General features: G+C 57.5%; 20 protein-coding genes. 4 read left to right on the forward strand and 16 right to left on the reverse strand.

Annotated features, from left to right (window positions below; all coding sequences use genetic code 11):
• Nucleotides 1-167 precede the first annotated feature (167 nt).
• The 8 genes from JXQ78_RS15335 to JXQ78_RS15370 all read right to left on the reverse strand — a co-directional run bounded on the left by JXQ78_RS15335 (nt 168) and on the right by JXQ78_RS15370 (nt 8,444).
• Nucleotides 168-386: a hypothetical protein gene (locus JXQ78_RS15335; RefSeq protein WP_330633394.1), complete on the reverse strand. Its 219-nt coding sequence runs from the start codon at nt 384-386 to the stop codon at nt 168-170.
• Nucleotides 383-1,477: an ABC transporter ATP-binding protein gene (locus tag JXQ78_RS15340; RefSeq protein WP_330633395.1), complete on the reverse strand. Its 1,095-nt coding sequence runs from the start codon at nt 1,475-1,477 to the stop codon at nt 383-385. Before JXQ78_RS15340 ends, JXQ78_RS15335 begins: the two co-directional genes overlap by 4 nt.
• Nucleotides 1,474-2,499, reverse strand: coding sequence for an ABC transporter ATP-binding protein (locus tag JXQ78_RS15345; RefSeq protein WP_330633396.1), 1,026 nt, complete (start codon nt 2,497-2,499; stop codon nt 1,474-1,476). The genes JXQ78_RS15340 and JXQ78_RS15345 overlap by 4 nt, the downstream gene beginning before the upstream one ends.
• The gene (locus tag JXQ78_RS15350; protein WP_330633397.1) at nt 2,492-3,487 is read right to left on the reverse strand and encodes an ABC transporter permease; all 996 of its coding nucleotides are present in this window, start codon (nt 3,485-3,487) and stop codon (nt 2,492-2,494) included. The genes JXQ78_RS15345 and JXQ78_RS15350 overlap by 8 nt, the downstream gene beginning before the upstream one ends.
• On the reverse strand, nt 3,480-4,442 hold the full coding sequence (locus tag JXQ78_RS15355; protein ID WP_407934082.1) for an ABC transporter permease: 963 nt from the start codon (nt 4,440-4,442) through the stop codon (nt 3,480-3,482). Before JXQ78_RS15355 ends, JXQ78_RS15350 begins: the two co-directional genes overlap by 8 nt.
• A gap of 118 nt (nt 4,443-4,560) precedes the next feature.
• Entirely contained in the window at nt 4,561-6,357 is a 1,797-nt protein-coding gene (locus JXQ78_RS15360) for an ABC transporter substrate-binding protein (protein ID WP_330633399.1), read from the reverse strand.
• 115 nt (nt 6,358-6,472) lie between these two features.
• Nucleotides 6,473-6,700 carry a hypothetical protein gene (locus JXQ78_RS15365; protein ID WP_330633400.1) on the reverse strand — a complete coding sequence of 76 codons (228 nt, stop codon included), beginning with the start codon at nt 6,698-6,700 and terminating at the stop codon, nt 6,473-6,475.
• 52 nt (nt 6,701-6,752) lie between these two features.
• Nucleotides 6,753-8,444 (reverse strand): right-handed parallel beta-helix repeat-containing protein, encoded by a 1,692-nt coding sequence (locus JXQ78_RS15370; protein ID WP_330633401.1) that lies wholly within the window; start codon nt 8,442-8,444, stop codon nt 6,753-6,755.
• Between the two features lie 171 nt (nt 8,445-8,615).
• Here JXQ78_RS15370 and JXQ78_RS15375 point away from each other — a divergent pair, with 171 nt between their 5' ends.
• Entirely contained in the window at nt 8,616-11,303 is a 2,688-nt protein-coding gene (locus tag JXQ78_RS15375) for a family 78 glycoside hydrolase catalytic domain (protein WP_330633402.1), read from the forward strand.
• Nucleotide 11,304: 1 nt separating this feature from the next.
• Here the strand turns inward: JXQ78_RS15375 and JXQ78_RS15380 are convergent, their stop codons facing one another.
• From JXQ78_RS15380 to JXQ78_RS15405, 6 genes are all read right to left on the reverse strand, one after another.
• Nucleotides 11,305-13,107: an ABC transporter substrate-binding protein gene (locus JXQ78_RS15380; protein ID WP_330633403.1), complete on the reverse strand. Its 1,803-nt coding sequence runs from the start codon at nt 13,105-13,107 to the stop codon at nt 11,305-11,307.
• Between the two features lie 95 nt (nt 13,108-13,202).
• Complete coding sequence (locus tag JXQ78_RS15385) at nt 13,203-14,246, reverse strand: SGNH/GDSL hydrolase family protein (RefSeq protein ID WP_330633404.1); 1,044 nt, start codon at nt 14,244-14,246, stop codon at nt 13,203-13,205.
• A gap of 55 nt (nt 14,247-14,301) precedes the next feature.
• A complete protein-coding gene (locus JXQ78_RS15390) occupies nt 14,302-15,090 on the reverse strand; it encodes a hydroxypyruvate isomerase family protein (protein WP_330633405.1) in 789 nt (262 codons plus the stop codon).
• Nucleotides 15,087-16,058 (reverse strand): Gfo/Idh/MocA family protein, encoded by a 972-nt coding sequence (locus JXQ78_RS15395; protein WP_330633406.1) that lies wholly within the window; start codon nt 16,056-16,058, stop codon nt 15,087-15,089. The genes JXQ78_RS15390 and JXQ78_RS15395 overlap by 4 nt, the downstream gene beginning before the upstream one ends.
• Before the next feature lie 74 nt (nt 16,059-16,132).
• Nucleotides 16,133-17,299 (reverse strand): oligogalacturonate lyase family protein, encoded by a 1,167-nt coding sequence (locus tag JXQ78_RS15400; protein WP_330633407.1) that lies wholly within the window; start codon nt 17,297-17,299, stop codon nt 16,133-16,135.
• 784 nt (nt 17,300-18,083) lie between these two features.
• On the reverse strand, nt 18,084-19,112 hold the full coding sequence (locus JXQ78_RS15405) for an alpha/beta hydrolase family protein (protein WP_330633408.1): 1,029 nt from the start codon (nt 19,110-19,112) through the stop codon (nt 18,084-18,086).
• Between the two features lie 173 nt (nt 19,113-19,285).
• On the opposite strand from JXQ78_RS15405, the gene JXQ78_RS15410 reads away from it, so the two are divergent.
• The gene (locus JXQ78_RS15410) at nt 19,286-20,593 is read left to right on the forward strand and encodes an APC family permease (protein WP_330633409.1); all 1,308 of its coding nucleotides are present in this window, start codon (nt 19,286-19,288) and stop codon (nt 20,591-20,593) included.
• A gap of 61 nt (nt 20,594-20,654) precedes the next feature.
• Here the strand turns inward: JXQ78_RS15410 and JXQ78_RS15415 are convergent, their stop codons facing one another.
• Complete coding sequence (locus JXQ78_RS15415) at nt 20,655-22,106, reverse strand: amidase (RefSeq protein ID WP_330633410.1); 1,452 nt, start codon at nt 22,104-22,106, stop codon at nt 20,655-20,657.
• 289 nt (nt 22,107-22,395) lie between these two features.
• Here JXQ78_RS15415 and JXQ78_RS15420 point away from each other — a divergent pair, with 289 nt between their 5' ends.
• Nucleotides 22,396-23,076, forward strand: a complete 681-nt coding sequence (locus JXQ78_RS15420; protein ID WP_330633411.1) for a GNAT family N-acetyltransferase — start codon at nt 22,396-22,398, stop codon at nt 23,074-23,076.
• Nucleotides 23,077-23,118: 42 nt separating this feature from the next.
• On the forward strand, nt 23,119-24,462 hold the full coding sequence (locus tag JXQ78_RS15425; protein ID WP_330633412.1) for a glutamine synthetase family protein: 1,344 nt from the start codon (nt 23,119-23,121) through the stop codon (nt 24,460-24,462).
• A 94-nt stretch (nt 24,463-24,556) separates the two neighbouring features.
• Here JXQ78_RS15425 and JXQ78_RS15430 read toward each other — a convergent pair whose 3' ends face one another.
• Nucleotides 24,557-25,156, reverse strand: coding sequence for a hypothetical protein (locus tag JXQ78_RS15430; RefSeq protein WP_330633413.1), 600 nt, complete (start codon nt 25,154-25,156; stop codon nt 24,557-24,559).
• Nucleotides 25,157-25,222 lie beyond the last annotated feature (66 nt).

Genomic DNA, 25,222 nt, shown 5'->3' on the forward strand with positions numbered 1-25,222 from the left:
TTCTCTAGCGGCCATGATTGAAACTGTTTCGTTACCAGTGATAGGTTCGACGGACAACCGGCACAACGCGTATGACAGAAAACCCGATCACGACGTTCGCGTCTGCCAAACGGGACCCCGTAGCTACCTCAATCCAATGTATTTGATAGCCGGTGGCGGTCACGTGATTAGGATTCGACTGTATACCAGAGCCAGTACCCGCCGTAGCCAACGATGGCCGTCACTACACAAGAGATACCCAGAACGCCGAGAATTCCAGCAAGCGGGCCGACCCAGAGGACCCATCCGAGTGCCCACAGCAGCCCACCAAGAAGCAGACAGCCCCAGAAGAGCCGACTGTTCGGAAGCCGTTCGCCGATCGTACGCACCAGGGCAATCGACGTCACTGTTGGTCGCCTCCTACTGCGACGGCGTCATCGCTGTCTTTGCTCACCGGGGAGCTGTCCCAGTACTCATGCTCCTCGTCCGCCCTGAAACACCGACACGGATGGCCATCGTCGCTGGCTGCGATCTCTGGTGGGGAGCGCTCCTCGCAGAGTTCGCGTGCGTTCGGACAGCGTGGGTGGAAATTACATCCCACAGGGAGTGCTGTCGGATCCGGTACATCGATCGTTCTGATCGGTGGTTGTCCGTCGTCATCTCCGTAGAGATTGGGTGTCGCCCATCGGAGTGCCTTCGTGTACGGATGTTGTGGGTTGTCAATGATCTCATCGACCGTTCCCACCTCAACGATCCGCCCGAGATACATCACCGCAATCCGACCGTCAGATTTCTCCGCAATATATCTGGCATTCGAGAGGTCGTGGCTGATGAACAGATACGACGTGTCAAACAGCTCCTGGAGTTCGAGCATGAGATCCATCATCTCGACGCGCAAGGAGACATCAAGCGCGCTGATCGCCTCATCGGCCAGGATGAGATCCGGGTTCAACAACAGTGATCGAACCAGCACGGCGCGTTGTTTTTCGCCGCCTGAGAGCTGATGTGGGTACCGGTTCAAAAAATCCTCCGCGGGTTGCATGCCGACGCGTTCGAACAGGGCGTGGATCCGTTCCATCCGCTCAGGACGGCCCAGCTCCGGTTGCCATCGACGCAACGGGAGCGAAAGCGAGGTCACAATTCGCTGGTTGGGATTTAACGCACTGCCAGGGTCCTGATGGATCATCTGGAGCGCCGGCCGAATCTCGGAGTAGGAAATCTCCGTATCGCCACCCGTTCTTGCCTCCCAGATGTCCTGACCACGGTAGGAGACGCTCCCCGCGGTGGGTTTTTGCACGCCAATCGCCGTTCTTCCAAGCGTTGACTTTCCACAGCCGCTCTCGCCGATGAGAGTGACGATCTCTCGGTCTCCAATTTCGAGCGAGACGTCATTGACTGCCCGAACCACGTCAGGCTCGCCGAACGGATTCAGGAGACTGCCCTCCGTTTCGAACTCGACGGTCGCGTTCTCGAGCGAGACGACAGGTTCGTTGTTCATCGGTCTGCCTCCTCGAGATCGTCACCACGGATCGGAACCGCCGCTGGGGCCCGTTCGTGATGGAAACACGAGGCCGTGTGATGCTCCGAATGGTTCGTCGATGGCGGCTCGGTACGCACACACTGTTCGTCCGCCAGCGGACACCGGGGGTGATACGAACAGCCAGCAATTGCCTCGACCGGGTCGGGTTTCGTCCCATCGATCGCATGCATTTCATCGACGGCCACGTCGAGATCAGGCGTTGCGCTCAACAACGCGCGCGTATACGGATGTGCTGCGTCGTAGAGAATTGTATCGACAGTGGCCGTTTCGATTAGCTGAAACGCATACATCACCGTGAGCCGATCGGCGAGCTTCGTCAACAGTGGCAGATCGTGCGTGATGAACACGATCGTCAGGTCGTGTGTAGCCTGGAGTTCTTCGAGCAACGAAACGATCGATCGCTGCATCAACAGATCCAGCGCGGCCGTCGGTTCGTCCATTACGATCACCTGTGGTTCGAGCAACAGACTCAGAGCGATAAGCGCCCGCTGTTTCATTCCGCCCGAAAGCTCGTGTGGATACGCATCGAGCACTCGGTCGGGATCAAGATAGACGCTCTCAAGTAAGGATTCGGCGCGTTCGAGGCCAGCCTCGATGTTTCGATTATGGTCCTGCAACGTCTCCCTGAAATGTCGTCGAATCCGCATCACGGGATTGAACGAGCTCATTGCTCCCTGAAACACCATCGCTATTTCTTCCCATCGAAACCGGCGGAGCTCCTGTTCGGAGAGTTCGAGGACGGAGACGGCTGGTCCGTCCGGCGGTCGATACGTGACCGACCCGGTCGTCGTTCCCGGCTCGACAACTGCATTCAACAGCGCGGATGCCAGCATCGACTTCCCGCTGCCGGACTCGCCGACGATTCCCAGCGTCTCCTCGCGGTACACGTCGAGATCGACGTCGCGAACGACACGAGACGTGCCACGGCTGCCTGCAAACGATACGTCGAGGTTTCGAACTTCAAAGATTGGATCACTCATCGGATGTCACCTCCCCATCAGTTGTGCTGGCGTGACGTGCCTGCAACCGGACGTTGAACACGCTGTCCATTCCCTGTGAGAATAACACGAGCCCGAACGACATCAAAAAGATCGTCGCCATCGGAAACAAAAGATAGTGAAGCCGGTCGGGTCGCGTGAGCGCGTGGTTTTGATACGCCATATTCATCATCACACCCCAGTTGAACGTCGTAAACGGGAGCACACCGATGAAATACAACCCCACCGACTCGAAGATGATTCGACGCGAGGAGAGCGCCGAATTGATCGTAATGTATGGCATCAGCTGCCCGAGCAGATCGCGACGAAGGATCGTCAGCGTGGACAACCCCATGATCTTCGAGGCCTCCACGTATGCTTCCTCACGAATGCTCAGCACCTGGGATCTGACGGTCCGTGCAAGCCCCGGCCAGTTGTCGAGGCCGAGCAACACGCCAACCATATACGGGTTTTCCGGCTCAAAGATCGCGAGCAACACGATCACGAGCGGCAATCCCGGAATCGTGATGATGACATCGGTGATCGACATCAACACCGTATCCACTAGCGTGTCCCGCATGAAACCCGAGAGCAACCCTACGAGCGCCGCAAGTCCGACGCTCACCATCGCTCCAGCAAAGATCATCTTCAGCATGGCCGGCGTCGCGTGGACGAGCAGTGCGCCGATCGGCTGGCCGACCGTATCCGTTCCCAGAATGTATTCGAGGTTCTGAAACGGCGGCGCGTTCCGTGGTGCAACGTCGCTGTACGGTCGTTCGACGACTACGACGCCCACCGTTCCAACCACGAGATAGCAACCCAGTATGATGGTCCCGATAAGCGCTCGCCAGTCGTTGATCGCTACGCGCGCTGGCGCAAGTACTGAGAGATCGAGCCACCGACGCAGCCGCTCAGCTCGTGGAACGGGGTCGTACTCATCCGACGATTCGAACAGTTCCTCAAGATCGACCGCATCGTCTCGGCTACTCATCGCTACCTCCAGCAGAGATTCGTGGATCGACGAATCCATAGGTCACATCGGCGATGAAGATGCCGATCACGGTGACCGTCGTGAAGATGATGAGCGAGCCCATCAACAGCGGATAATCCTGTGTCTGTATCGCATTGTACATCAGCAGTCCCACACCGGGATATGTGAAGATCTGCTCGACGATTACCGCACTGCTGAACACGCCCGCAATGCCAATCATGAACTGCGTGTACATCGGCAGGATGGCATTTCGACCCACGTACTGCGTCGCAATTCGAGAGCGTCGCAGTCCGCGAAGTGTGGCCACACGGAGATAATCTTCGCCAAGTACGCGAACCGCGTTGCCACGCATCGTCAGCGCACCGCCCAGACCCAGCATGCTCATCGAGACCACGGGTAAAACCGCATGCCAGATGATGCTCTGCATGAACGTGACGTTAAAGCCCGCCGCAACGTTGGAACCGACCCGCCCACCGTATGGGAAAAACTCGTTTTGAATCGCGAGAACGTAGATCAACAACAGCCCAACGATGTAGTACGGCACCGAGTTCAGGCCGATAATGATACTCGAACTGACAGAGTCGAACCGTGATTTTTCCGTATACGCCATCACCGATCCGATCAGAATGCTCAGCGAATAGCCGATCGTGAGTGCGTACACGCTGATGAACATCGACCATGGCACCCGTTCGAAGATGAGCTCTGTCACCGGCTTGTTCTCGTATATCGACGTTCCCAGACTTCCCTCAATGACGATCTGATGAATATACTGATAGTACTGGACGTGCAGCGGTTCATCTGGCTGGATGTTCGTGTACATCGACACCATCCGATTCAACCGCTCCAGATCGACCGTCCCACTGCCGGAAGCTGCCTGCTGTGAGAGAATCACGTTCTTGAGCGATTCTGCAGGGCTGCCCGGCATTGCATGATAGAGCACGAACGAGAGGGTAATCGTCGCCGCCAGGGTTAGCACGGCCTGGCCGAATCGTTTGATGAAGTAGTTCCAGTTCATGGGTGTGCAATGATCTCCGTTCGGGTACAGACCGGCCACCGAGGCGAACGCTCGCGTGCTACTGTGTGATCCATCCTCGCATCCACGCGTGTTGACCGGGGTTGTTGGCGTCCATCTTCTTCTCGCCCGATCCGTCCGGGAAGCTGAAGTTCGCCACGTCGCCCCAGTAGCCGCTGTTTTCCTGCATGTAGACGATCGCGGGCAGATCGTAGTTGAACCACTGGACGAGCGTTTTCGTCCGCTCTGTCACCTGTTCTTTCGAAGTCGAAACCGGAAGCTGGTTCATGAGTTCGGCCGGCTTGATCGTGGTCCCGCCTCCAGAAACTTGCTTGTCGCCGACCGTGTTCGGAATGGTGGTTTCGAAGGGCACACCGGTTGGGCCAGTTTCGTTCCCACTGTCAGGGTCCCCAGCCAGCACACCGTAGAAGTCGTTCGAGAAGTACGCCGTCGGATGCCACAGCGCCTTGGCGACGTGCCACACCCAGCCCAGATCGAACTCGTACTCCTGGAGTTTCGTGTAGTAGTTGTCGCCAACGGCGTTGACCTCGGTTTCGATGCCGAACTGCTGGAGCTGATCACGCAACACCTTCGAGGGCTCTGCCTGTCCGGCGTTGTCCCGTGTGAGAATGGTGAGACTCATCGTCGTCCCGTCGGGGCTCGTCCACGTCCCGTTCTCTTTGGCGTAGTCAGCCTGCTCCATGTACTCCGTGGCAGTTTTTGAATCGCCAGCCACCGGATAGGAGATGAGCGAATCGACGAACTCCTCGCCGAGATATTTGTCGTGAATCGACGATCGCAGTCCGGTCTGGACCTGTGTCGGTTCGGCGGTGTAGGCTGCGTCCACGGCAGACTGCGTGATTGCCTCGAGGTCGAGTGCGCTGACCAGAGCGCGGCGAACCGGCCGCTTTCCAAGATGCTCGTTGGTCCAGTTGAGAATGAACTTCTGTGTGCGAAACCACTGTAGCTCCATCAGATTCTCGATGTTGCCTGGATACTGGGCAGAGTCTTTAATGTAGCCAAACAGCGTCATGTCGAGTTTGTCGCTGGTGGCGAGCTGATCGGTGGTGTCGCCAACAGGAACGATTCGACATTTGTCCACGTCAGTTCGATCGGCATAGGGATGGTCCTCAAACTTCGAAACGATCGTTTCGGAGGCGCTGAATGATTCGACCTCGTAGAGTCCGTTGCCGAGTCCCTCCTCAACGAACGTTTCCATCGAAATCGTCTTCTTCAACAGCTCTTCGGTGATCGATTCGCGTTCGTCCTCCCCCGAGGCGTCCTGATACCGGGTGAGATACTCCTCAAAGATCCACCGCGGCGTGTTGACGCCCATATCGATGAGACTCGCACGCATCAGCGTGGGAGTAACAGCCTCTTTGAAGGTGTGTGTGACCGTATACTCGTCGACCAGCTCGTGATTCTCGTAGTTCGAGGCCTCCGGGTCCTGGAGGCGGTCGATTTCCACCCCGATATAGTAGTCCTTTGCCGTGAGGTCCTTGCCGTTCCAGTAGGTCCAGTCCTGTGGGAACGTCACCGTGAGCTGGTTGCCGTCAACCGAAATATCCTCGAGAAAATCCGATTTGATCGTGCCATCCGAGTACGCCGTCGCAAGCCCCGTCCAGAAGAGCGTACTGTAGGTGTGGCCGAAGTTCGACTGATTCCATCGATTGAACTGTATCTCCGTAGGAGCCCGTCCCCCGACGAAATCCAGCTGGGTTTCACCGTCACCACTTCCACCGGAGGATGTGCCCTGGTTTTGCTGGTTGTTCAGACATCCTGCAAAGCCAGTGACAACTAACCCGGCACTCGTACCCAAGAACGCACGCCGATCCCAGAGTGTACTGTCGTTGTTCATACCGCTATGGCATATGGTATCACTGACTGTATATATATCTATTGTTCAGTTCTAGCCAGCTACTATTCATCACGAATGATGGTATCGGTCTCGAAATGGTGCGAGTCGTCATCGTTTACTGGTTTTCAAGTCGCGCACACCGGACCATCAGCCAGCTTGTCACACAGAACACGCCACCGAACGTGACGAGCTGGACCACGGCAACGACGTACGTTCCACTGGTCGGCGACACGTAACGCAACGAAACGCCCAACAGTATAATCGAGAGCACGGCAACCATCGCCAGTATCCGAAACTGCGTTCGGTAGGTGCACACCACATCAAGAAAGCCTTCATCTGTCATGGTACGACGTATCGATCCCATCCTCATCAACCGTTCGACCACAGCGCGTCTTTCAGCCCTCCATTCTGGCGAACTCGTCCCAGTTGTCTTCGAATTCTCGAGTGTCCAGCGTTGCCTGTGGTCGGTCAACGATGTACGCAACTGTGAGTGGCTCACCGGGATCTGTTCGCCACTCGAAGACGAGATCCCACCGTTCGGCCGTTGGGTCCCACTCGAAATACGCATCCCAGGCGAAGGCCGCGTTCGGTCCCTCGGTCACCGCCTCACGAAGCTTGAGCGTGACACCCCTGTGTGGGGAGACACCGGGCACCCGTGCCGGTAAGTCGGTGTTCGGCGTGAGCGTTACAGTTCCACGGGCCTCACCATCACCGACGTTGTCAGTGATAACCGAGCTCGGCGAGCCAACAGCGATCGGTGTGACAGTGCCACCAGCGCGAACGTCGTTGTGCACGTACTGGTTCGAAAACGCGGTCGGGCCCGTCTCCCGAATCGCGTACGTCTGTGTTCGATCGCTCCCCGATCGGTCGTCAAGCAGACGGACGTTGGCGACAGTGATGTTGGCAGTTGGGAGCGTATATTCGAACTGATCAGTGGGATAGCCGTGTATCCTAATGGCCTCTCCGTTGCAGTTTTTGATCACGCCACCATTGATGACGACGTTGAACGATGTCGAGACGAATATTCCGGAGTCTTCGGCACCGACAATGTTGACATCGCCGATCGACGTGTTTCTCGCGGTAAGCAACATCACCCCTTTCATGCCGCCACGACTCACTATCTGTCTAACGGAGACGTTGTTACAAAAATTTGCCAGCCGGAACGTTGGATAACCTGCTGGTCCACCAGGATTCCGCCCGATCACGCTGTTGACGGTCGCATCAGTTGTCTGGTTCAACAGGACGGCACAGCCACCGATCTCTTTTGCGAGGACGTCTCCAATCTGGAGCCGATCGACGCCATACGTCTCGACAGCGTGGTGGCCACCGTGTTCGAGATACACCGACGAAAGCTGGACGTCAGTACAGCGCCGTGGCGTGCCAATATCGTAACCATTGTCGATGCGAATCCCGTCGTTGGTGTCGGCTCCGGGATCGTACAGCACGGTCAGCTCACCGAGTCGAACGTTCGAACACCGCTGGATTCGGAGTGCCATCCACGGCCCACCAGTAACGGTGAGACGTGGGATCTCGACGTGTTCGGCGTCCGTTGCAGTTGCCACGATCACATTCGAATGGTCGCCGTCTTCGAACTCACAGGAGATCGGTGCTGCACCGTCGAGTCGAGTGTAACTCGGCAGCTCAATGCTTCGGAACGGTCCATCCGTGTACGGAACCCTTCCTGGTGAAACGATCGAAACGGTCTCCATCCACGTCCGATCAGGCGTGAGACTGTCGACTGCGGCCTGCGTGACCGAAAGAACGTCCGAGCCGCTCGTGACGTGTTCGTCTCGACCATCGGCGTGAAAGACACCATCTGCGTCCTTCCAGACCACGACATCGGTTGCACGAGCCGGCGTATGAACGTGCTCGACATCGATCGAGCCGAGATTCGCCAGTCTGTGATGCTGTGCGTCCACATCCTGATTCCACGGACGCACACCTCCAGATTTCTGCGACGTGCTCTCACCAGCTGTCGTTCGACTCGCAAGCAGTGGTGTGCCACCAGCGAGTGCGAACAGTTCCAGTGCCGTCCGACGCGTGAGGCCCGAACGCTCGTTCTCAGTATGGCTGTCAGAATCTGCCATACCACCGTCTGATCGTACCCAGAGAAATATATTTCGTTTGTGCCCTTTTGATCCAGCCGAACGGTCGTATTTGTGTCCGATCAGTTTCTGGGATGTGGCCACTCTACGAGCAGATTCAGGGCTTCCTGTATGAGTCACATTTAAGGAACTACGCTCGAATCCACGATATCGATGACCGCACCCACTGGACTCACCACAGATTTTTCCCGAAATCCGATCGGCGTCGACACCCAACAGCTCACATTTCGGTGGCGAATGGACACCGACAGACGCGGTGCGAAACAGGTGGCTGCCCGCGTGCGCCTCGGCCGGTCGGTCGGCAAGCTGACCGACGACGAGACAGTCCTCTGGGACACTGGAAAACTATCGACCGATCGACCGGCGGTGTCCTACGACGGCCCCACGCTGGATCCGGGCGAGCGATATCACTGGACAGTTCGCATCTGGGATGAAACGGGAACCGAAAGCGCATGGAGCGAGCCAGGGTTTCTCGAGCCGGGTCCGTCGTCGCCGGCTGACTGGGAGGCCACCTGGATTCACCGACCATTCGCGGAGGAAAACAGCGAAGGACAGTTTTCGTATTTTCGTCGATCGATCACCATTGAGGAGCCTGTCGAACGGGCACGTGCGTACATCACCGCCTGCCACCAGTACGAGCTATCGATCAACGGAACGGAAATCGATCGCGGGCCGGCCTATTCCTATCCCGACCATCAGTACTACCGAACCGTCGATATCACGGAATCACTCACACCCGGCGAAAACGTCATCGGCATCCGCCACACCTGGAACGGTGCCGGGCAGGGTAGACCGGAAGGCAAACCGGGCGTCCTCTGTCAGCTCGAAGTTCGGTGTGTCGACGACAGCGAACACCAGGTCGTGACCGACAGCGATTGGGCAACTCTTGTGGCACCCTGGCGCGGGACACCAGACCGGAACGGCGAGATCGCAGAGCCGGTCGAAGTGATCGACGGTCGTGATGAACCGGTGGGCTGGAACGAGCCGGGATTCGACGCCACAGCGTGGCCTCGAGCAGAACCGATCGGCCGCCACCCGCAGTCGCCGTGGACGAGCCTCCATCCACAGCTGACCGAAATCGAGCACAACAACGTAGAGCCGACCGAATTGCGATGGCTCGATGACGAAACGCTCGTCGTCGACTTCGGGAAACTCTACGCCGGCGTTCCGGTGGTGTTGTTCGAAGACGGAACGGCCGGCCATCGTGTGGAGATGCATGCCGGCAACCGCCTTGAAGCCGACGGCTCGGTCGCAACCACCGAGGGAACGCAATGGACCGACATGGGCTACGGCTACATCCAGCGCGACGGCGACCAGCGATTCCAACCGTTCAACTACCTTGGATTTCGCTATCTTCAGATCGACGTGCCTGGAGAACACCTGGTCCGTGAGCAGCTCTGGCTCCGTGCGCGACACACCCACATTCCTGATGAGCGAGCCGGTCGGATCGAAACGTCAAACGAGACCATCAACGAGATCGTCGAATTAGCCAGACACTCGGCGCTGTATGCGAGCCAGGAAGGATTCATCGACACTCCAACCAGGGAGAAAGGCCAGTTCCTCCAGGATGGGGCCAACATCTCCTCGGTGACGACGCGTGCGTTCAACGAACGCCAGCTGACTCGCCGCGCAATCGAGGAGTTCGTCCGCTCACACTATCGATACTGGGAGCCAGAGGGACGCGTGAACGCGATCTATCCGAACGGCGACGGCAAGCGAGACATTCCAGAGTTCACTGTTGGATTTCCGGCGTGGCTCTGGGCGTTCTATCGCGTGAGCGACGACAGGGACCTACTCAAGCTAGCCTATCCTGTGGTTCGAGCGATCGGCAGCTATATCGCCAGACACATCGATCCCGAAACGGGACTCATCACGGAACTGTCCGGAGGTGCGGGTGGCCCCTACGAGAACGGCATCGTCGACTGGCCACCAGAGATGCGCTATGGCTACGACCGCGACTGGCCGGTCCGGACGACGGTGAACATCCTCTGTGTGAATTCACTCCGGCGGATCGAATCGATCGCAGCCGCGCTGGATCGGCCAGCCCACGAACGACGGTCAGTTCGTACCCGGCGACGACAACTCGAGACGGCGATCGTCGATCGACTGTTCGATGGCGAACTGTTCGTCGATGGTTGTGACGGCGAGCAAATCAGTGCGCACCGCTCACAACACGCAAATGCGCTTGCGCTCGCAGTTGGGCTCGTTCCGGCAGAGGATACCGACGTAGTTGCCGACTACGTCGAGACACAGGACATTCGGATGGGGCCAATGATGGTCCACTGGCTGCTCGATGCGCTCGGAAATCGACCCGATACGCTCGTCGATCTGCTCACCGATCGATCGAACGATGGCTGGGCGGCCATCATCGAGGAGGGCGGAACGTTCACCTGGGAGAGCTGGCACTGCTATAACGAAGAGCTACCCGCAAACGAGCGTACCAATCGCAGCGAATCCCATGCCATGGGGGCAACCGTCTACACTGCGATTCAACAGCAGTTGCTCGGCATTCGAATCACCGCTCCCAGGGCACTGACAATCGAGGTGCCGGCTGGTGGCCTCGAACGAGCAAGCGGTCGGGTGCCAACCGGCTGTGGTCCCCTCACCTGTGCCTACGAACGCCACTCTGGAGGGGTCACCGTCACGGTGACGGTCCCATGGAACACCACTGTCACCCTGACAATTCCAGCCGCTGTCGATGCCCCGCTAACGATCGATAATCAACGGTTCGAAGCGGACGATAGCATCACGACGGTCGATGGTGTCGTTGAGAGTCGACACACCGACGGCCGAGTCGAGTTCAAGCTCTGTGCCGGGACGTACACTGTCTCGGTCGACTGAGTTACGCGGATTTGAGCCAGCCGTGGAGCCAGGCCACGCGCCCCGGTTTCGTTCGGGCGATCTTCGTCTCCGGGTCGGGCATTGAAAACGAATACTGGTCGGCGTCCAACCAGAAGCCGCTGTTCTCCTGGACGTAGACCAGTCCCGGTAGATCAAAGTTGAACCACTGAACCAGCGTTCGCGTGAGCTCCGTTACTTCCTCCGTGGAACTGGCCACCGGCAGTGCCTCCATCAGCGCCGCTGGCTGGATCGTCCGGCCAGCACCGGCGATGGTTTCGTCTCCGACGGTCTCTGGAATCGTAGTTTCGAACGGAATTCCCGTTGGACCGGTATCGTTGTCACTGTCCGTCGGACCAACCTCGACGCCGTAGAAGTCGTTCGAGTAGTACGCCGTTGGATGCCACAGCGCCCGGGCAACGTGCCAGATCCAGGCGATGTCGAACTCGTACTCCTGGAGCTTCGTGTAGTAGTCCTGGCCTATGGACGTGACATCTGTTCCGATACCAAAGGCGTTGAGCTGATCGGAAAACACCTTGGTCACGCTGGTCTGTGCGGGCTTTGCGTCGGTGATGATCTTGAAATTCAGCTGTGAGCCACCCTCATCAACCCAGGCGTCGTCCGAACGGGAGTAACCAGCCGCCTCCATATATTCGGTGGCACGATCGAGATCCGTCTCAATCGGATACTGGATCAGGTTGTCCGTCCAGCCATCACCAAGATACCGGTCATGAATCGACGACCGGAGCCCCGTCTGGACCTGTGTTGGCCGCCCAATGATCCCGGCCTCGTTCGCCGACGACACCAGTGCGGTCAGATCTGCCGCACACGCGATCGCACGACGGACGTTGCGCTTTGCGAGATGATCATTTTTATAGTTGAATGTGAATTTCTGTGTTCTGAACCATTTGAGCTCGTACTGGTTTTGCAGATTGTCAGGATACTGCTGTCGTTTGGACTCGGTGATGTAATCGCTGTACGTGAGGTCGATTTCGTTGTTGATGATGAACGATTCCGGATCTGCAGCGTCCCATGGCAAGATGCGACACCGTTCGACAGCAGTTCGATCAGCGTATGGGTGATCGTCGAACCGCTCGAGGAGGCCTTCGGAGGCGTTGAATTCCGTGAGTTCGAACAATGCGTTTCCTAGACCTTCATCGACGAGTTGCTGGGTGTCGATCGACTCCTGTGTAAGTTCTTCAGAAATTGCATCGCGTTCGGATTGTGTGGTGGCGTCCTGATACCGTTCGAGATATTCGCCGAATATCCAGCGTGGCGTTTCGACGACGAATCCGGCGACGCTCGCACGCATCAACTCGTCGGTCGGTTGCTGTTTGAACGTCCGTTGGACAGTGTAGCTGTCGAGCAGCTCGTGGCTTTCATACGCCGAAGCCTCTGGATCCTGGAGCCGGGTGATCTCGATTCCGGTGTAAAAGTCCTCTGCGGTCAGATCACGGCCGTTCCACCAGGTTCGATCCTCCGGGAACGTGATGGTCATCGTTTTTCCCTCCACGCTGAGTTCCTCTGCGAGATCCGGTCGCGTGACACCGTCGGAGTGGCCTGCAGCAACGATATCTCGGATCATCACGTTCCACGAATTCGCAAACTCTGCGGCTTTAAATGGGTTGAACTGGATTTTCGTCAGCTGTCGGGCATCCATGATGGTAAGCGGTGCTGTCGAGTCACCATCTCCAGTTTGGGTCCCGTCCTGACCTCCCCCCATACAGCCCGCGATCCCCGCCAGTACTGCCGTGCCGCCAGCGCCCAGCAGCTGTCGACGACTGATCACTCTGTTATCACGTGTCATTCGACCTGGTGTAGGTATCACTTAGTACAAAAGTGTTGTGTACAAATACAATTATTGAACAACAAATGGTTCCGCCCTACAGATTGCAGTGTGTTTCAGAGCAGTGTGTCGAGTTCGTCAGCGAGCGATTCGCCAATCCGAATCATGGCGTCATCGCCGGGGTGGACGAGATCGGTGGTAAGCCCTCCAATATCATCGAGGAGATCAGGACCTTCGATGAGCGTGACGTTTTCGTGGTTACTCGCATCGACGACCGACCGCAAGGCTTCACGAAACTGTTCACAGAGCTCGGCTTCTTCGTGGTCGACACAGACGTCCCTGGCGTTTGGGAAAATGGTGATCGGCGCGATCTGACAGTCTGGATTCGCACTCCCAATCGTCTCGATCATGGCAGCGGCCCGCTCACGAAACTCATCAACAGTAAACGTTCCAACCATGTTTATCGACAGTGAGAGCGTTGCCACATCCCAGTCATCCCTGGCGGCGATGTGCTCGGCCATGGCTCGATCGCAGTAAGCGGTGCCACAGGAGCCGAGGTTGATCGGATCCGCACCGATCCGGCGAGCGGTCTGGTTCACGTACGTGAGCATTTCTGCGGCCGGCGCCTCGCCCTCGGTGATCGAGGTTCCGTACGCGAGATACCGAATCTCGGGAAGTTCGTTGTCGGTCGGTGGTCGACGGTCGCCGCGGCTGCCGTGATACCGAACGTGCCCCCCTCTGTGTTCGCCCGGCAACAACAGCCGACAGACACGTGGATGGTAATCGAGGGCCTGGATCGCATCGTCGTCGAGTTGCTGAATCTTCTGTGGCGGTGAGACCGCAATCGTGGTTGGCTCCGGACCGATTTCGACCGTCGTATACCCCTGAATCGGGCCCCAGAACACCCGCACCAGACTCGTTCGTGCGGGTTCCTGTGGGTCGACCGACAGCGTCACCTCGACCGGCTCTTTGGGAACGAATCTAAGCTCTGTGCCGGCGGGGTGGCGCATTCGTCGCTGTGCGCCCGTGTTTAGCTCCGTTCGGACGTGCTCGGGAACGCGCTGGAGCAGTCGACCGTCGTCGCCGTCGTCGTGCAGTTGTGCAACGTTGTGAAACTGAATCCGATCGTCGTACACGAACGCCAGTAATTCGACTATCATAATAAAACCAGGCGGCCATCACAACAGTGGCCGGCGGCAACACTGGGTCATGGACCTATCCGAGCAACTCGCGGACGGCCTCGATCGACGATGCCGGATCTGTTGTTGGCGCGTACTCGAGACCGACGTAGCCATCGTAACCCGCTGTAGCCAGTGCATCAAGAATGCGGTCGTAGGCAAGCTCGCCGGTGCCAGGCTGGTGTCTCCCAGGAACGTCCGCGATGTGGACGTAGCCCACATACTCCAGATGATTCGTGAGATTCTGAATCACGTTGCCCTCCGTGATCTGCTGGTGATACACGTCGAAGAGCACGGAGACGGCCGGGCTATTCACGGCATCAACGATCTCGTATGCTTCGTACGAGCGATTCAGATAGTAGCCCTGGTGGTCGACACGACGATTCAGCGGTTCAATCACGAGATTGATGTCGTGATCCTCTGCGATCGGTGCCCCCGCCCGCAAAGCGTCAACGATCGCTCGGTGTTCGGTCCCGGGGGATGTGTCCGGCAGGTCGGGACCAACCGTGACGACGAGCGTATCGATGTTGCGCTCGGTGGCGAGCGCGACCGAGCGTTCGATATCGTCGCGTGCAGACGCATAACAGGCAGGATCCGTGAGTCCCGGGCCGCTGTCCTGGGTGTTCGCTGCGACGCCGACGCAGGTCGAAGCCGAGACGGAAACGCCGGTCGATTCACAGGCTGCCCTGAGTTCGGCTGGATCCCCCACATCGAGTCCCCAGTACTCAATTGCCTCCAGTTCGAGATTTGCCGCACGGGTAACGGCTGCCACGGGATCGTCGAGTCCGAACAGCAGATTCGCATTCGCACTGAGCGTGAAACTCACTTGGCGACCTCCTGTGGTTCGCCCGTCCGAAGCGCTTGATCGACGGCAATCGTGGTCTCGAACGTTGCCAGCGCGTCATCGTACGGTGACCGACAGAGCGACTGATCGCGGGTTTCGACGGCTTCAACGAACGCATCCAGCTCCTTTGCGTACATCTCTCCGTTGCCCTGAAACGCGATCGATTCGCCACCGATCGTTCCGGTGAGCCTATCGTCACCCAGATCGAGCGTGAGTGCGAATCCATCGCCGGCCAGTCGAACGGTATGGCTAAACTCAGACGCGGTAGAGGTGGCAGACACCTGGCTGATCGTTCCAGTCTCGTGTTCTAACACTGCAGCAGTGCTGTCTTCGAAATCCAACGCTTCTGTGTTGACCGCATTCCCACCAACGGCTGACACCGACGTGACGTCGCCAGCGAACTGTCTGACTACATCGTACGTGTGCGTGGCTTGCTCGATCACCTGCCCACCCGAGTGGTCTTTCGATCGCCACCAGTGGTCCTCGTCGCCTGGCACGCCACACCACCAGTGTGCATCAACCAGCGACACCGTTCGTTCGCCGATCAGTGCTCTTGCCCGCTCTAGGGAATCAGCATACCGCGTCATGTGACCGACCTGGGTGATCACGTTCACCTCCGCGAGCGTTCGAGCCCGCTCGCGCACTGTTGTCGCGTCAAGGCCAAGGGGCTTTTCGACAAAACAGTCCACGCCAGCTTCTCCAGCGAGTCGTTCCTGGTCCGTGTGTGCGAACGGCGGGACCGCAATCACGACCGCGTCGAACGAACACTGTTCGTACATCGCTCGGTGGTCGGTGAACACCGCCGCATCGTGCGGTTGAGCTGCGGTCTGTGCAACGGTCTCGTTGATATCACAGACGGCGACGACAGCCGCACCCTCGTGTGAACGGAGGTGCTCGAGATGTGTCGAGGCGATGCCACCGGCACCGATGAATGCCAAGTTAACGGTCATCAGTACCGGGTATGTTTGCATTTGATATCAAATTACTGGTGAGAAGCGACTGGCGATCGGCGCTCACGGGTGCACTACTCGCCGACAGAACCTTCTAGCGGAGCGAGAGAGTCGAACGATGGACATTCAACCAGATAGATGTCACAGCCGGATGTGGGATCACCGTCGAACGCCACGGCCGAGCCGTCAGGACTCATTCGTGCGTGTGGATGCGGACCGGACGGATCCCAGGAATGTGTCGCCAGTCGCCGTGGGCCACGATAGCGGTCATTTTTCTCGTCGTATTCGTACACCAGCAACCCCTGAATTTCCGTGCTCCCATCGCAGACGAACCGATCTCTGGTGATAGCGTGACAGTGTGTTTCTCTCACTGGGATGGGAGTCTCTCGTCGGTCAGTGTCGTCGTACCGGACCGTTCCGAAGAACCGTTCGCCATCGGTTCGACTCCCTCGCCAGCCATGATAGCCGACGTGCTCGCCGTCACGAAGCCAGAATTCGTGACCGACTGCCTCGTCATCGGCCGTCTCGCGCAATCGATAGGTGGTGTCTGCCGCGAGATTGCGGACGTGGATCCGGTTGTCCACGTGATCCCACGGCCCCTCGTGACAGAAGGTGAACACCGACGGCTGTGTGGGCGAGGCGTTCACATGACTGATCCAGCAATTTTCCTCGTGAACCAGCGTCGGTTCCTCGTCGCCATCGATCGGTACGGTGAACAGTTCGGTGTGGGGCTCGAACGCGCGTCGCGCATCGAACCCTGTTACGTCCATGGGTTCGCTGGCTTTGAGTAGCAGTCGTTCGTCGTCTGCTAGTACGTCATCGACAACGAGGTGGTAGGTGTCAGGACAACGTTCCGGTCGAGTTGCGACGGTTCGCACAGACAGAGTCGACAACTCAAGGGCAACCACCGTATTCTCCTGTGTGAAATACACCTCGTTTGTGGTTTCGTTGACCCGCGTCAGATTGTACACGGGGACCGGAAGATCCGTGAGCTGTGTGAGCTGGTCTGTACGGAGATCGATCGAGAACAGTTCGTGCTCGCCGGTACGGTCTGATCGACACAGCAGCCGGTTTCCGTCGTCGTACCAGCCATCGGTCGTGAAGTAGAGATGTCGGTCAACGACAGCTGGATGTGTGGTGAGCTGTCGGACGGGGGCCCCAGTGTTCGGATCGGTAAAACTGTTGGACTCGGTTTGCCAGATGGTCCCAGCGCGTGGACCCTGTTGGTGGTGAACTGTCACGACAGGCAGTCGGTCCCGAAGAGTTATATAAATACTGCCAGGTGTGAGACGGTTGTGATGGTTGTGGACCTCAACCGACGCTCTAGACGACTAGATCCCAGCCACGTGGAGCCCGAATACCGTACCACCACGATCACAGGTTGTGACCATTTCCGATCCACGTCACCGTTCAAGTTCCCTCCAACGGAGGGGCCGAATGTCGTCCGACAATATCGGATGCGAATGCATTGATCCCGTTCGCCGTAGCTACGAACCAGCGTGGGGGTGACGAACCGCGTCAGTGATGTGTTTGTCCGGTATTGTCGGAGGAGTTGAACGGTTGAATCGCCGATCACCAGTCCATTGAATAAACGACTCCTATCTGGCGTATCCGGAAATACCGGCTCAGCCATCGTCTGCCTGCGTGATGGCATTACAGGCGTACAGCCGTCATGGCCGTCAAACGGACCCACTCGGTAGTGCCCCCGTGCTCGTCCGGTGTATCCGGAAACACGGGAGCGTTGTAATGGTAATTATATGAAATATCATTAGTATGTTATTTATACGGAATGGTAGAAAAATAGAAACATATCTACATGGATAGTATCTCAAAATTAGTTGGTAGTACTTGCTTCAGTATGTTCTAAAAAGAACAACATACAACACTTCCCACACCTATACTGGAGCTAGATGTATATCCGTATCCCTCTGTTCGAACTGTCTGGGAAGGCTACGGGGGAACCAATCATTTCTGATGGAAAATTCAAATTCATAAATAACCTATCTATATGCTACAGTAGATAGATCATAGAAATAATGCTATCTCGGGCCAGACCTTCTTCGGGTAGAATCGGTGACCACCTGAGCCAACACGGAGCACACATGCCTGTTCAGCACCCACGTTCTGATACAGGGTCTGTATCCTCTCGAACGCCCGCCTGGTTCCACTAACGGGGAAAATCCGATCTTCATCACCCGTAACGATGGTGAGTGGACGCGGGGCAATCGCCCCGGCAATGTCCCACATCTCTCCCAGTCGGAGCACGCCCGGAACGTAGTTACAGGGACAATGATCGATGGCAACAATCGAATCTTCGAACGTACAGAAATATGCGTTGAGCACAACGGGTGACAACCGGTCGTCGAGCGCGGCTCCAAACATCGCCACTGCAGCGCCACCGGAGTGTCCAGTAATCGCGATCGCATCGGAATCGAGAACCGACTGGTCGTCGATCCAGTCGACCAGACGAAGCAGATCCCAACACCGGTCACCAGCGAGTGTCCGGCCGAACAGCTGGGTCGTCTTTTGCAGCCCAGTACACGCCCGCCCCGCATCGGTATCGCGAGCTGGTCCTGTGAGTGCACCGAACGCCCGCATGTCTGGCGCAACTGCGGCGTATCCTCGTTTGACTGCCTGTCGGGCGATATCACGCCGTTCGTCCGCAATCTCCGCCCGTCGGTCGTTAATCGCACCGACTGTCAGTTCCTTTCCAGCAGTACTGTGTCCATGAACCGTGAGAACAGTTGAAAATGGCGGCGATCCATCGGTCGGAAGAAGAAGATAGAACGGGACGAAAAAATCTGCCTCCGTCTGAATGTGCCACAACTGACGCTCGTAGCCATCCATCTGAACGCGTTCGAGCTGTGTCGGCTCTAGCGACGATGAATCATCCGCTCGAATCTCTGGAAACCCGAGCCGTTCGGCCAACTGTGCTCGCATCGTTGACTGCCAGTCTGCGAACGCATCGCCTGTCTGTCCTGCATAGCCATACTCGCGCGCCGTGGTCTCAAGTAGCCGAGAGATTTGGCGCTGATACCAGTGCTCTGTACTCATCCGTATCCCATCAATGAAGTATCAAACTGATAATTTCATCGTACCCACACCGACACAGCAGTGAGACCAAGCATCGACGCTCAATTGGTGTGCGTACGAATTAATCACTCAAATACATCCAGCACAGCGATTAGCCCCACAGGTTTACCATCGCCGCCTTCGATTCCATGAGTATGGGAAATGAAAAAATAGGCCTCTGGGAATCGATTTCGATGGCAATCGGTGGGATGGTTGGTGGTGGAATATTCGCCGCGCTCGGTATCGTTGCCGTAACGGCACGCACGCTCGCCTGGCTCGCGTTCATCGTTGCTGGAGTGATCGCCCTCTGTGCTGGATACTCGTTCATTCGGCTCAACGACTGCATCGATGGCCACGCCGGACCGATCACCTACGTCGATCGGTTCACCGGAAACACGACGCTCGCGGGGATGCTCGGCTGGACGTTCATTATCGGCTATATCGGAACGATGGCACTGTACTCCTATGCGTTTGGCGGCTATTTCACGGATCTTATTGGCGTTCAGTCGGTTGGGGGCGTTCCTCTTCGTCCGGTGATAACGGCGATCGCGGTGCTCGTGTTTGTTGGATTAAACACCGCGGGCGCACACGCGTCGGGTAGTTCGGAGGACGTGCTCGTCGGGCTCAAAATTGCTATTCTACTCGTGTTCGGCGTTGGTGGGATCTATTTCGGATTCCAAACCGGGCAGCTCACGAGTGGTCTTTCGAACGTTGGCGGTGGCCCGGTGATCGCTGCCGGCGTGGCGTTCGTTGCATTCGAGGGGTGGGAACTGCTGCTGTTCGATCAGGGAAGCATCGAAAATCCACATGAAACGGTCAAAAAAGCGATTTACGTCGCTATCGTCGGCGCGACGCTCCTGTACGTGCTCGTTGCCGTGGTAACGACGAATCTCGTCTCCCCGATGACAATTCAGCAACAGCCGGATACGGCGCTTGCAATCGCTGCACAGCCATTTCTCGGGCCCGCGGGATTCGTGCTGATCTCGGTTGCAGCGCTGTTTTCGACGGGAAGCGCACTCAATGCGACGCTCTTCAGTGGCGCACGCCTCACAGAGACAATGGTTCGTGAGGAGTATCTACCGGACGAACTCAGCTCGGAAACTCGAACTGAGCCGGTGCGAGCACTCATCGTCATCGGTGTGCTGACGGCTGCTCTAGCAGTCCTGGGGAGTTTAAACGCCATTAGCTCGTTTGCATCACTCTCGTTCATCGTTATCTTTGGATCGATCAGTGCGCTAGCAGTCACACAACGCGACTCGGTCGTGAACACGATCGTTCCAGCCATCGGCGTTGTCGGCGCGCTAGCAGCGGCTGTAGCACTATTGTACCACCTCTTTACGAGTGAATTTGAAACCTTCATCCTCGTGTTCACGCTCGCTCTTGCAGTAATCATCGTCGAACTGCTCTACTTCGAGCGCAAATCCATCTACTCGAAGGGAAAACGACTCGAACACGAACTTTGAAATCCAGAGGACGGTTCGATCCCCACGTTCCCATCACCGTCACCGGCGTTGCAGAGCCCACTCACGGTGTCGGCCACGGAATCCGGCGTTCGATGGCTCCACTGGCCGAAAAAACCCCAGCGTCGTCAAATCGTTGGCCGATGAGCTGCAGTCCGACCGGGAGACCATCAGGATCCGTCCCCGCCGGAATCGATGCGGCCGGATGACCCGTGAAATTACACAGGAACGTCTGGCACCACCCAATTCTGGGATCAACTGCAACGCCATCAACCGCTGTCGGACCGCTCGTGGATTCGTCCGTTGCATTCTCGATGGGCGAACAACAGACCGTTGGTGAAACCAGGAGATCGTATGTTTCGAACACGTCTTCGAATGCGTCGTGAACGGCGGTTCGAACGACATGATGGTGGAGATACTCCGTCGCCGTCATTTCCATCCCGGACTCGATGAGCGAAACGAGCCCGTCGGAACAATCATTTCGATGCTCACCAAGGAGGTCGATTCCGTCGTGTTCGGCGAGCCATTCCGCGAACGCCCCGAGATTCGCGCCCACCAGCGCTAGCCACGTTTCGGTCAGCTCCGAATGAGTGTAGCCAATCTCCATTGTAACGCGCTCAACCGTGGCTCCCGCTCGTGAGAATGTTTCGAGCGCATTGTCGACGGTGGTTCGGACGGCCGGCTCAACCGGAAACGTCCCGAAATCCGGCGTGTACGCGATCGAGTACCCATCGATCGGCTGATCAACCGCCTCACGGAACGATTCTGACTCAACTGGCAGACTCGCCGGGTCGCGAGGGTGGTGGCCGCCGATCACGTCGAGAACGAGCGCCGCGTCTTCGACAGAACGGGTGATTGGGCCGTGACTGGATCGAATGCCGAGTTCATCAGCAAACCCATCCGGACGGGTGACGTTCGGCACCCGCCGAAACGTGGGTTTGAACGCGTAGACGCCCGACCAGGCCGCAGGAATGCGAAGCGATCCACCAGCATCTTTTCCGTGGGCAATCGGAACGAGCCCACCGGCAACAGCGGCTGCACTGCCTCCAGAAGAGCCCCCAGCGTTTCGAGATAGATCGAACGGATTCAGTGTCGGGCCAACGAGTGGGTTGTCGGTCGTTCCCTTGTGGTCCATCTCTGGGGTATTGGTCGTGCCGACGACCACCGCACCCGCTGATTCCAATCGGGTGACGAACGTCGAATCGGTCTCTGAAACTGATCCACGGAATGGAACCGAACCCATGGTGCGTTTCACGCCACTCTTTGCGCTAGCCGATTCCTTCAGGGCAACAGGAACGCCCGCCAGTGGACCAACGGACCGGCCCGCAGAAAGCTCGTGCTCGATGGACATAGCACGCGATCGGGCGTCGTCTGCCGTAATCTCCACGAACGCATTGGTTCGATCGTTTCGTCTGGTTATTCGATCAAGCACCGTATCGATGAAGTCGGTGGGATTGAGCGTCCCACGACGAACCTGCGTCGCGATTTCTGTGGCAGACTGAACGGAAGACTCCATTGACAGTTCTCATTCAGCGAGTCGTGTAGCTCTATCGTTCGCATGTAGCCACCACCAACATCCATGTACTGCCTGTGGGGCTACATTCCGTTCAGCCTCGCGAACGATCGATGTGTTTATGATGATTTAGGCTCACCTAAATCATAATGATAGCACGAACGTGGTATTCGAATGAGAGCCGCGTCGGAAGCAACGGAAGGCCCCAACGAATTAATCCTGATAGTGACACGTCAGAGACCTCTGAGAACACACAGCCTACGTTCAGCCCAGTCACCGTAACACACAACGCATGACAGATTCTGACAGTTTCCACGACGCGAGAACTGACAGCCGAACGCTCGATCCCGACGCTACTGTCAGATCGAACTATGTCTTCCAGCGCCACGACGAATCATTCGACCGAACGATCTCGTTTCGGCCTGCATCGATCGATCGCGATCTAGGGCGAGTTCACACGTGGCTCAACTACGAGCACGTTGTGGCGTTCTGGGATCTCGATCGGTCGTTGCCGGCGGTCTATGACCATCTTGCGGATAAGCTTTCTGCTGCTCATCTGACGCCGTATATCGGGTATATCGATCACGTGCCGATGAGTTACTGGGAGGTGTACTGGCCAAGCGAGTTCGAACTTTCGGCCTACTACGACGCCAGACCGACGGATCGGGCAGCACATCTTCTCGTTGGGCCACCGGAGTACGTCCACAAGGGCTACTCTCGTGCCTTGCTTCGGGCAATGGGTCGGATGATCTTTTCCAATCCAGATACCAAGCGCGCCGTGGTCGAACCCGATGTCGAAAACGATGTCGTCATCCACGTTCTAGAACAGTGTGGCTTTGAGGCCCGTACGGAGTTCTACTTCGAGGAAGCCGACAAGGACGCCCTGTTGATGGTCTGTGACCAGGAGTCGTTCGAATCGGCACTGCGCTCTGGGTCGACCGCGACAGGGACGAATGGATCGACCAATGTGTAACGACTGGTCAACACCGATGGCCCACGATGGTGACTTCGAGCGATGAGCACCGCTATACGCGAGCAGTGTGACTCAGCAAACGTTGAGTTCGTCCGGTGTCTCTGTGTCACCAGCGACGGGCTGATCCGTGGGCAGGCAGTTCACACGGACCACCTAGAGGAGGCACTCGCGGAGGGCATCCCGTTTGCGAAGATGACACAGTCGTTCAACGCGATCGGACACCGGGTGAAAGATGCTACCTTCGATGCGGTTGGTGAGGTTCGGCTGCAGCCAGATCCGTCCACGTTCCGCGTGCTACCGCACGAGGAGCGAACCGCGACAGTGCTCTGTGATCTCCTCACCCACGATACGAAGACGCCGTGGGCTGGGGACCCACGCGCTGCTGTACAACGACAGCTCACCAGTTGCGACATAGAGGGCCTGACACCGGCGCTCGCGATCGAGCAGGAGTTTCACCTCTATGCTGAATCTGCTGATGGCACTCCTACCCCACTTGACCCTCGGGGTGCGTACGCCTCGGCCAGCATGCGCGCGAGCAGTGGAATAATCCTCGACATCGTCGATGCACTCATCAAGCAGGGAATCGACGTACAAAAGCACCATCCAGAGTACACAGCGGGGAAAAACGAGATCGTCGTCGGCCACGGACGGGGACTCACTCCAATCGACAACGCCATTTTCTGTCGTGAGACGGTGGCCGGTGTCGCCGAGAATGCGGGGGCAAACGCGACGTTTTCACCGTATCCCTTCGACGGCGCGACAAACGGGTGTCACATTCACTGCTCGCTCTGGGATGGCGACGAGAACGTGTTCGCTCCATCGTCGTCGGACGACGCGTTGAGCCAACGAGGCCGATGGTTTGTCGGCGGGCTCATCGATCACATGCCGGCACTGCTCGCACTCACAGCACCGACGGTCAACTCCTACGCACGGCTCCAGCCCGCAAAAAGCGTCTGTGCGTTCAACTGCTGGGGTGTCGGAAACCGGGAGGCCGCGATTCGCATTCCCGAGGTGCGGCCATCGAACCATAACTCTCGAACGCGGATCGAGTTCAGACCAGCTGATAACGCGGCGAATCCGTATCTCGCTGTGTGTGGCGTTCTAGCGGCCGGAATCGACGGTATTGAGCGCCAACTGGACTGTGGGCCGTCACTCGAGCAGGATCCAGGGAATCTCGATCTGGCGACGCGCCGTGATCGGGAGATTGAGCAACTCCCACGATCACTCGGTACAGCCATCCGCGAACTCGAAACCGACGCCGTGCTCAGGGGGGCTCTCGGCGAACCCCTTCTGCAGTCGTATCTGGAGATCAAACGAAGCGAGTGGGACGCATTTCTCGCACACGCCGATACATGGAAGCGAGAAACGTATCGGAATCGGTACTGAGATCCGCCATCGTGGTGTGGCACTCGATAGCTTGAGCGAGCAAGTCGATCCGCGGTCTCAGTACCGTTCGCTCACGGTGGTCCCACCCCGAACGCTACTCGGTCAGGAGTGTCGTCACAGGTATCGTCTCGGTAGTACGTTCGCCGGCGACAGTGAACGAGCTAACCCACGGTTTCTCCCCAGCTTCGAGGTGAAGATTGGGAATCGTTCCGAACACCGTCTGCAGTGGTTCCCGAACGACCTGTGGATTCGAAGCGTGGAGAATGACGTCCTCGAGTCGCGGAGTGCTCGATCGTCCGAATTCGACACCACGCGCTCCCGATTTGGGGTGGAGCTCAACCCGGAATCCCCAGGGTGTCATCACGAAGGTGCGCCGTTCGTTCGAGCGGACCGACCACTCCCGAGACCGGGCACGAGTGAGGACGTCGTCGATGTCCGCAACGAACACCCCAAGATGGTCAAAATGTGGCTGTTGGCCCGGCGCAAGCGAGATGTTCACCGCACCGATTCGGTGGACCTGTAGCTTCAATCGGAATTCGTCAGGTGGTTGCGTTTCAGGACCAACTGAAACACGCTCCCCACGAACGGTTCCGAATCGCTGTTGCAATGGAACACCGTATTCATTGAGTCGTGCGGTCGCTGTCTCGAGGGCTGGAGTGTTGAAATGAAGATGAAAGAGCGTCTGTTGGGCCATACAAATCGGGTACTACTGCCAGTAGTAAATCCGTTTCCTGAAATTATTTTGACTGTCGAGGTGGGG

This window comes from Halocatena halophila (genome assembly GCA_027563145.1).
Lineage (GTDB): Archaea > Halobacteriota > Halobacteria > Halobacteriales > Haloarculaceae > Halocatena > Halocatena halophila.

Bases quoted from the DNA above. Each gene is read 5' to 3' on its own strand.
- JXQ78_RS15340 (WP_330633395.1), bottom strand. From the start codon at position 1,477: ATGAACAACGAACCTGTCGTCTCGCTCGAGAACGCGACCGTCGAGTTC.
- JXQ78_RS15345 (WP_330633396.1), bottom strand. From the start codon at position 2,499: ATGAGTGATCCAATCTTTGAAGTTCGAAACCTCGACGTATCGTTTGCA.
- JXQ78_RS15350 (WP_330633397.1), bottom strand. From the start codon at position 3,487: ATGAGTAGCCGAGACGATGCGGTCGATCTTGAGGAACTGTTCGAATCG.
- JXQ78_RS15360 (WP_330633399.1), bottom strand. From the start codon at position 6,357: ATGAACAACGACAGTACACTCTGGGATCGGCGTGCGTTCTTGGGTACG.
- JXQ78_RS15365 (WP_330633400.1), bottom strand. From the start codon at position 6,700: ATGACAGATGAAGGCTTTCTTGATGTGGTGTGCACCTACCGAACGCAG.
- JXQ78_RS15370 (WP_330633401.1), bottom strand. From the start codon at position 8,444: ATGGCAGATTCTGACAGCCATACTGAGAACGAGCGTTCGGGCCTCACG.
- JXQ78_RS15375 (WP_330633402.1), top strand. From the start codon at position 8,616: ATGACCGCACCCACTGGACTCACCACAGATTTTTCCCGAAATCCGATC.
- JXQ78_RS15380 (WP_330633403.1), bottom strand. From the start codon at position 13,107: ATGACACGTGATAACAGAGTGATCAGTCGTCGACAGCTGCTGGGCGCT.
- JXQ78_RS15385 (WP_330633404.1), bottom strand. From the start codon at position 14,246: ATGATAGTCGAATTACTGGCGTTCGTGTACGACGATCGGATTCAGTTT.
- JXQ78_RS15395 (WP_330633406.1), bottom strand. From the start codon at position 16,058: ATGACCGTTAACTTGGCATTCATCGGTGCCGGTGGCATCGCCTCGACA.
- JXQ78_RS15405 (WP_330633408.1), bottom strand. From the start codon at position 19,112: ATGAGTACAGAGCACTGGTATCAGCGCCAAATCTCTCGGCTACTTGAG.
- JXQ78_RS15410 (WP_330633409.1), top strand. From the start codon at position 19,286: ATGGGAAATGAAAAAATAGGCCTCTGGGAATCGATTTCGATGGCAATC.
- JXQ78_RS15415 (WP_330633410.1), bottom strand. From the start codon at position 22,106: ATGGAGTCTTCCGTTCAGTCTGCCACAGAAATCGCGACGCAGGTTCGT.
- JXQ78_RS15420 (WP_330633411.1), top strand. From the start codon at position 22,396: ATGACAGATTCTGACAGTTTCCACGACGCGAGAACTGACAGCCGAACG.
- JXQ78_RS15425 (WP_330633412.1), top strand. From the start codon at position 23,119: ATGAGCACCGCTATACGCGAGCAGTGTGACTCAGCAAACGTTGAGTTC.
- JXQ78_RS15430 (WP_330633413.1), bottom strand. From the start codon at position 25,156: ATGGCCCAACAGACGCTCTTTCATCTTCATTTCAACACTCCAGCCCTC.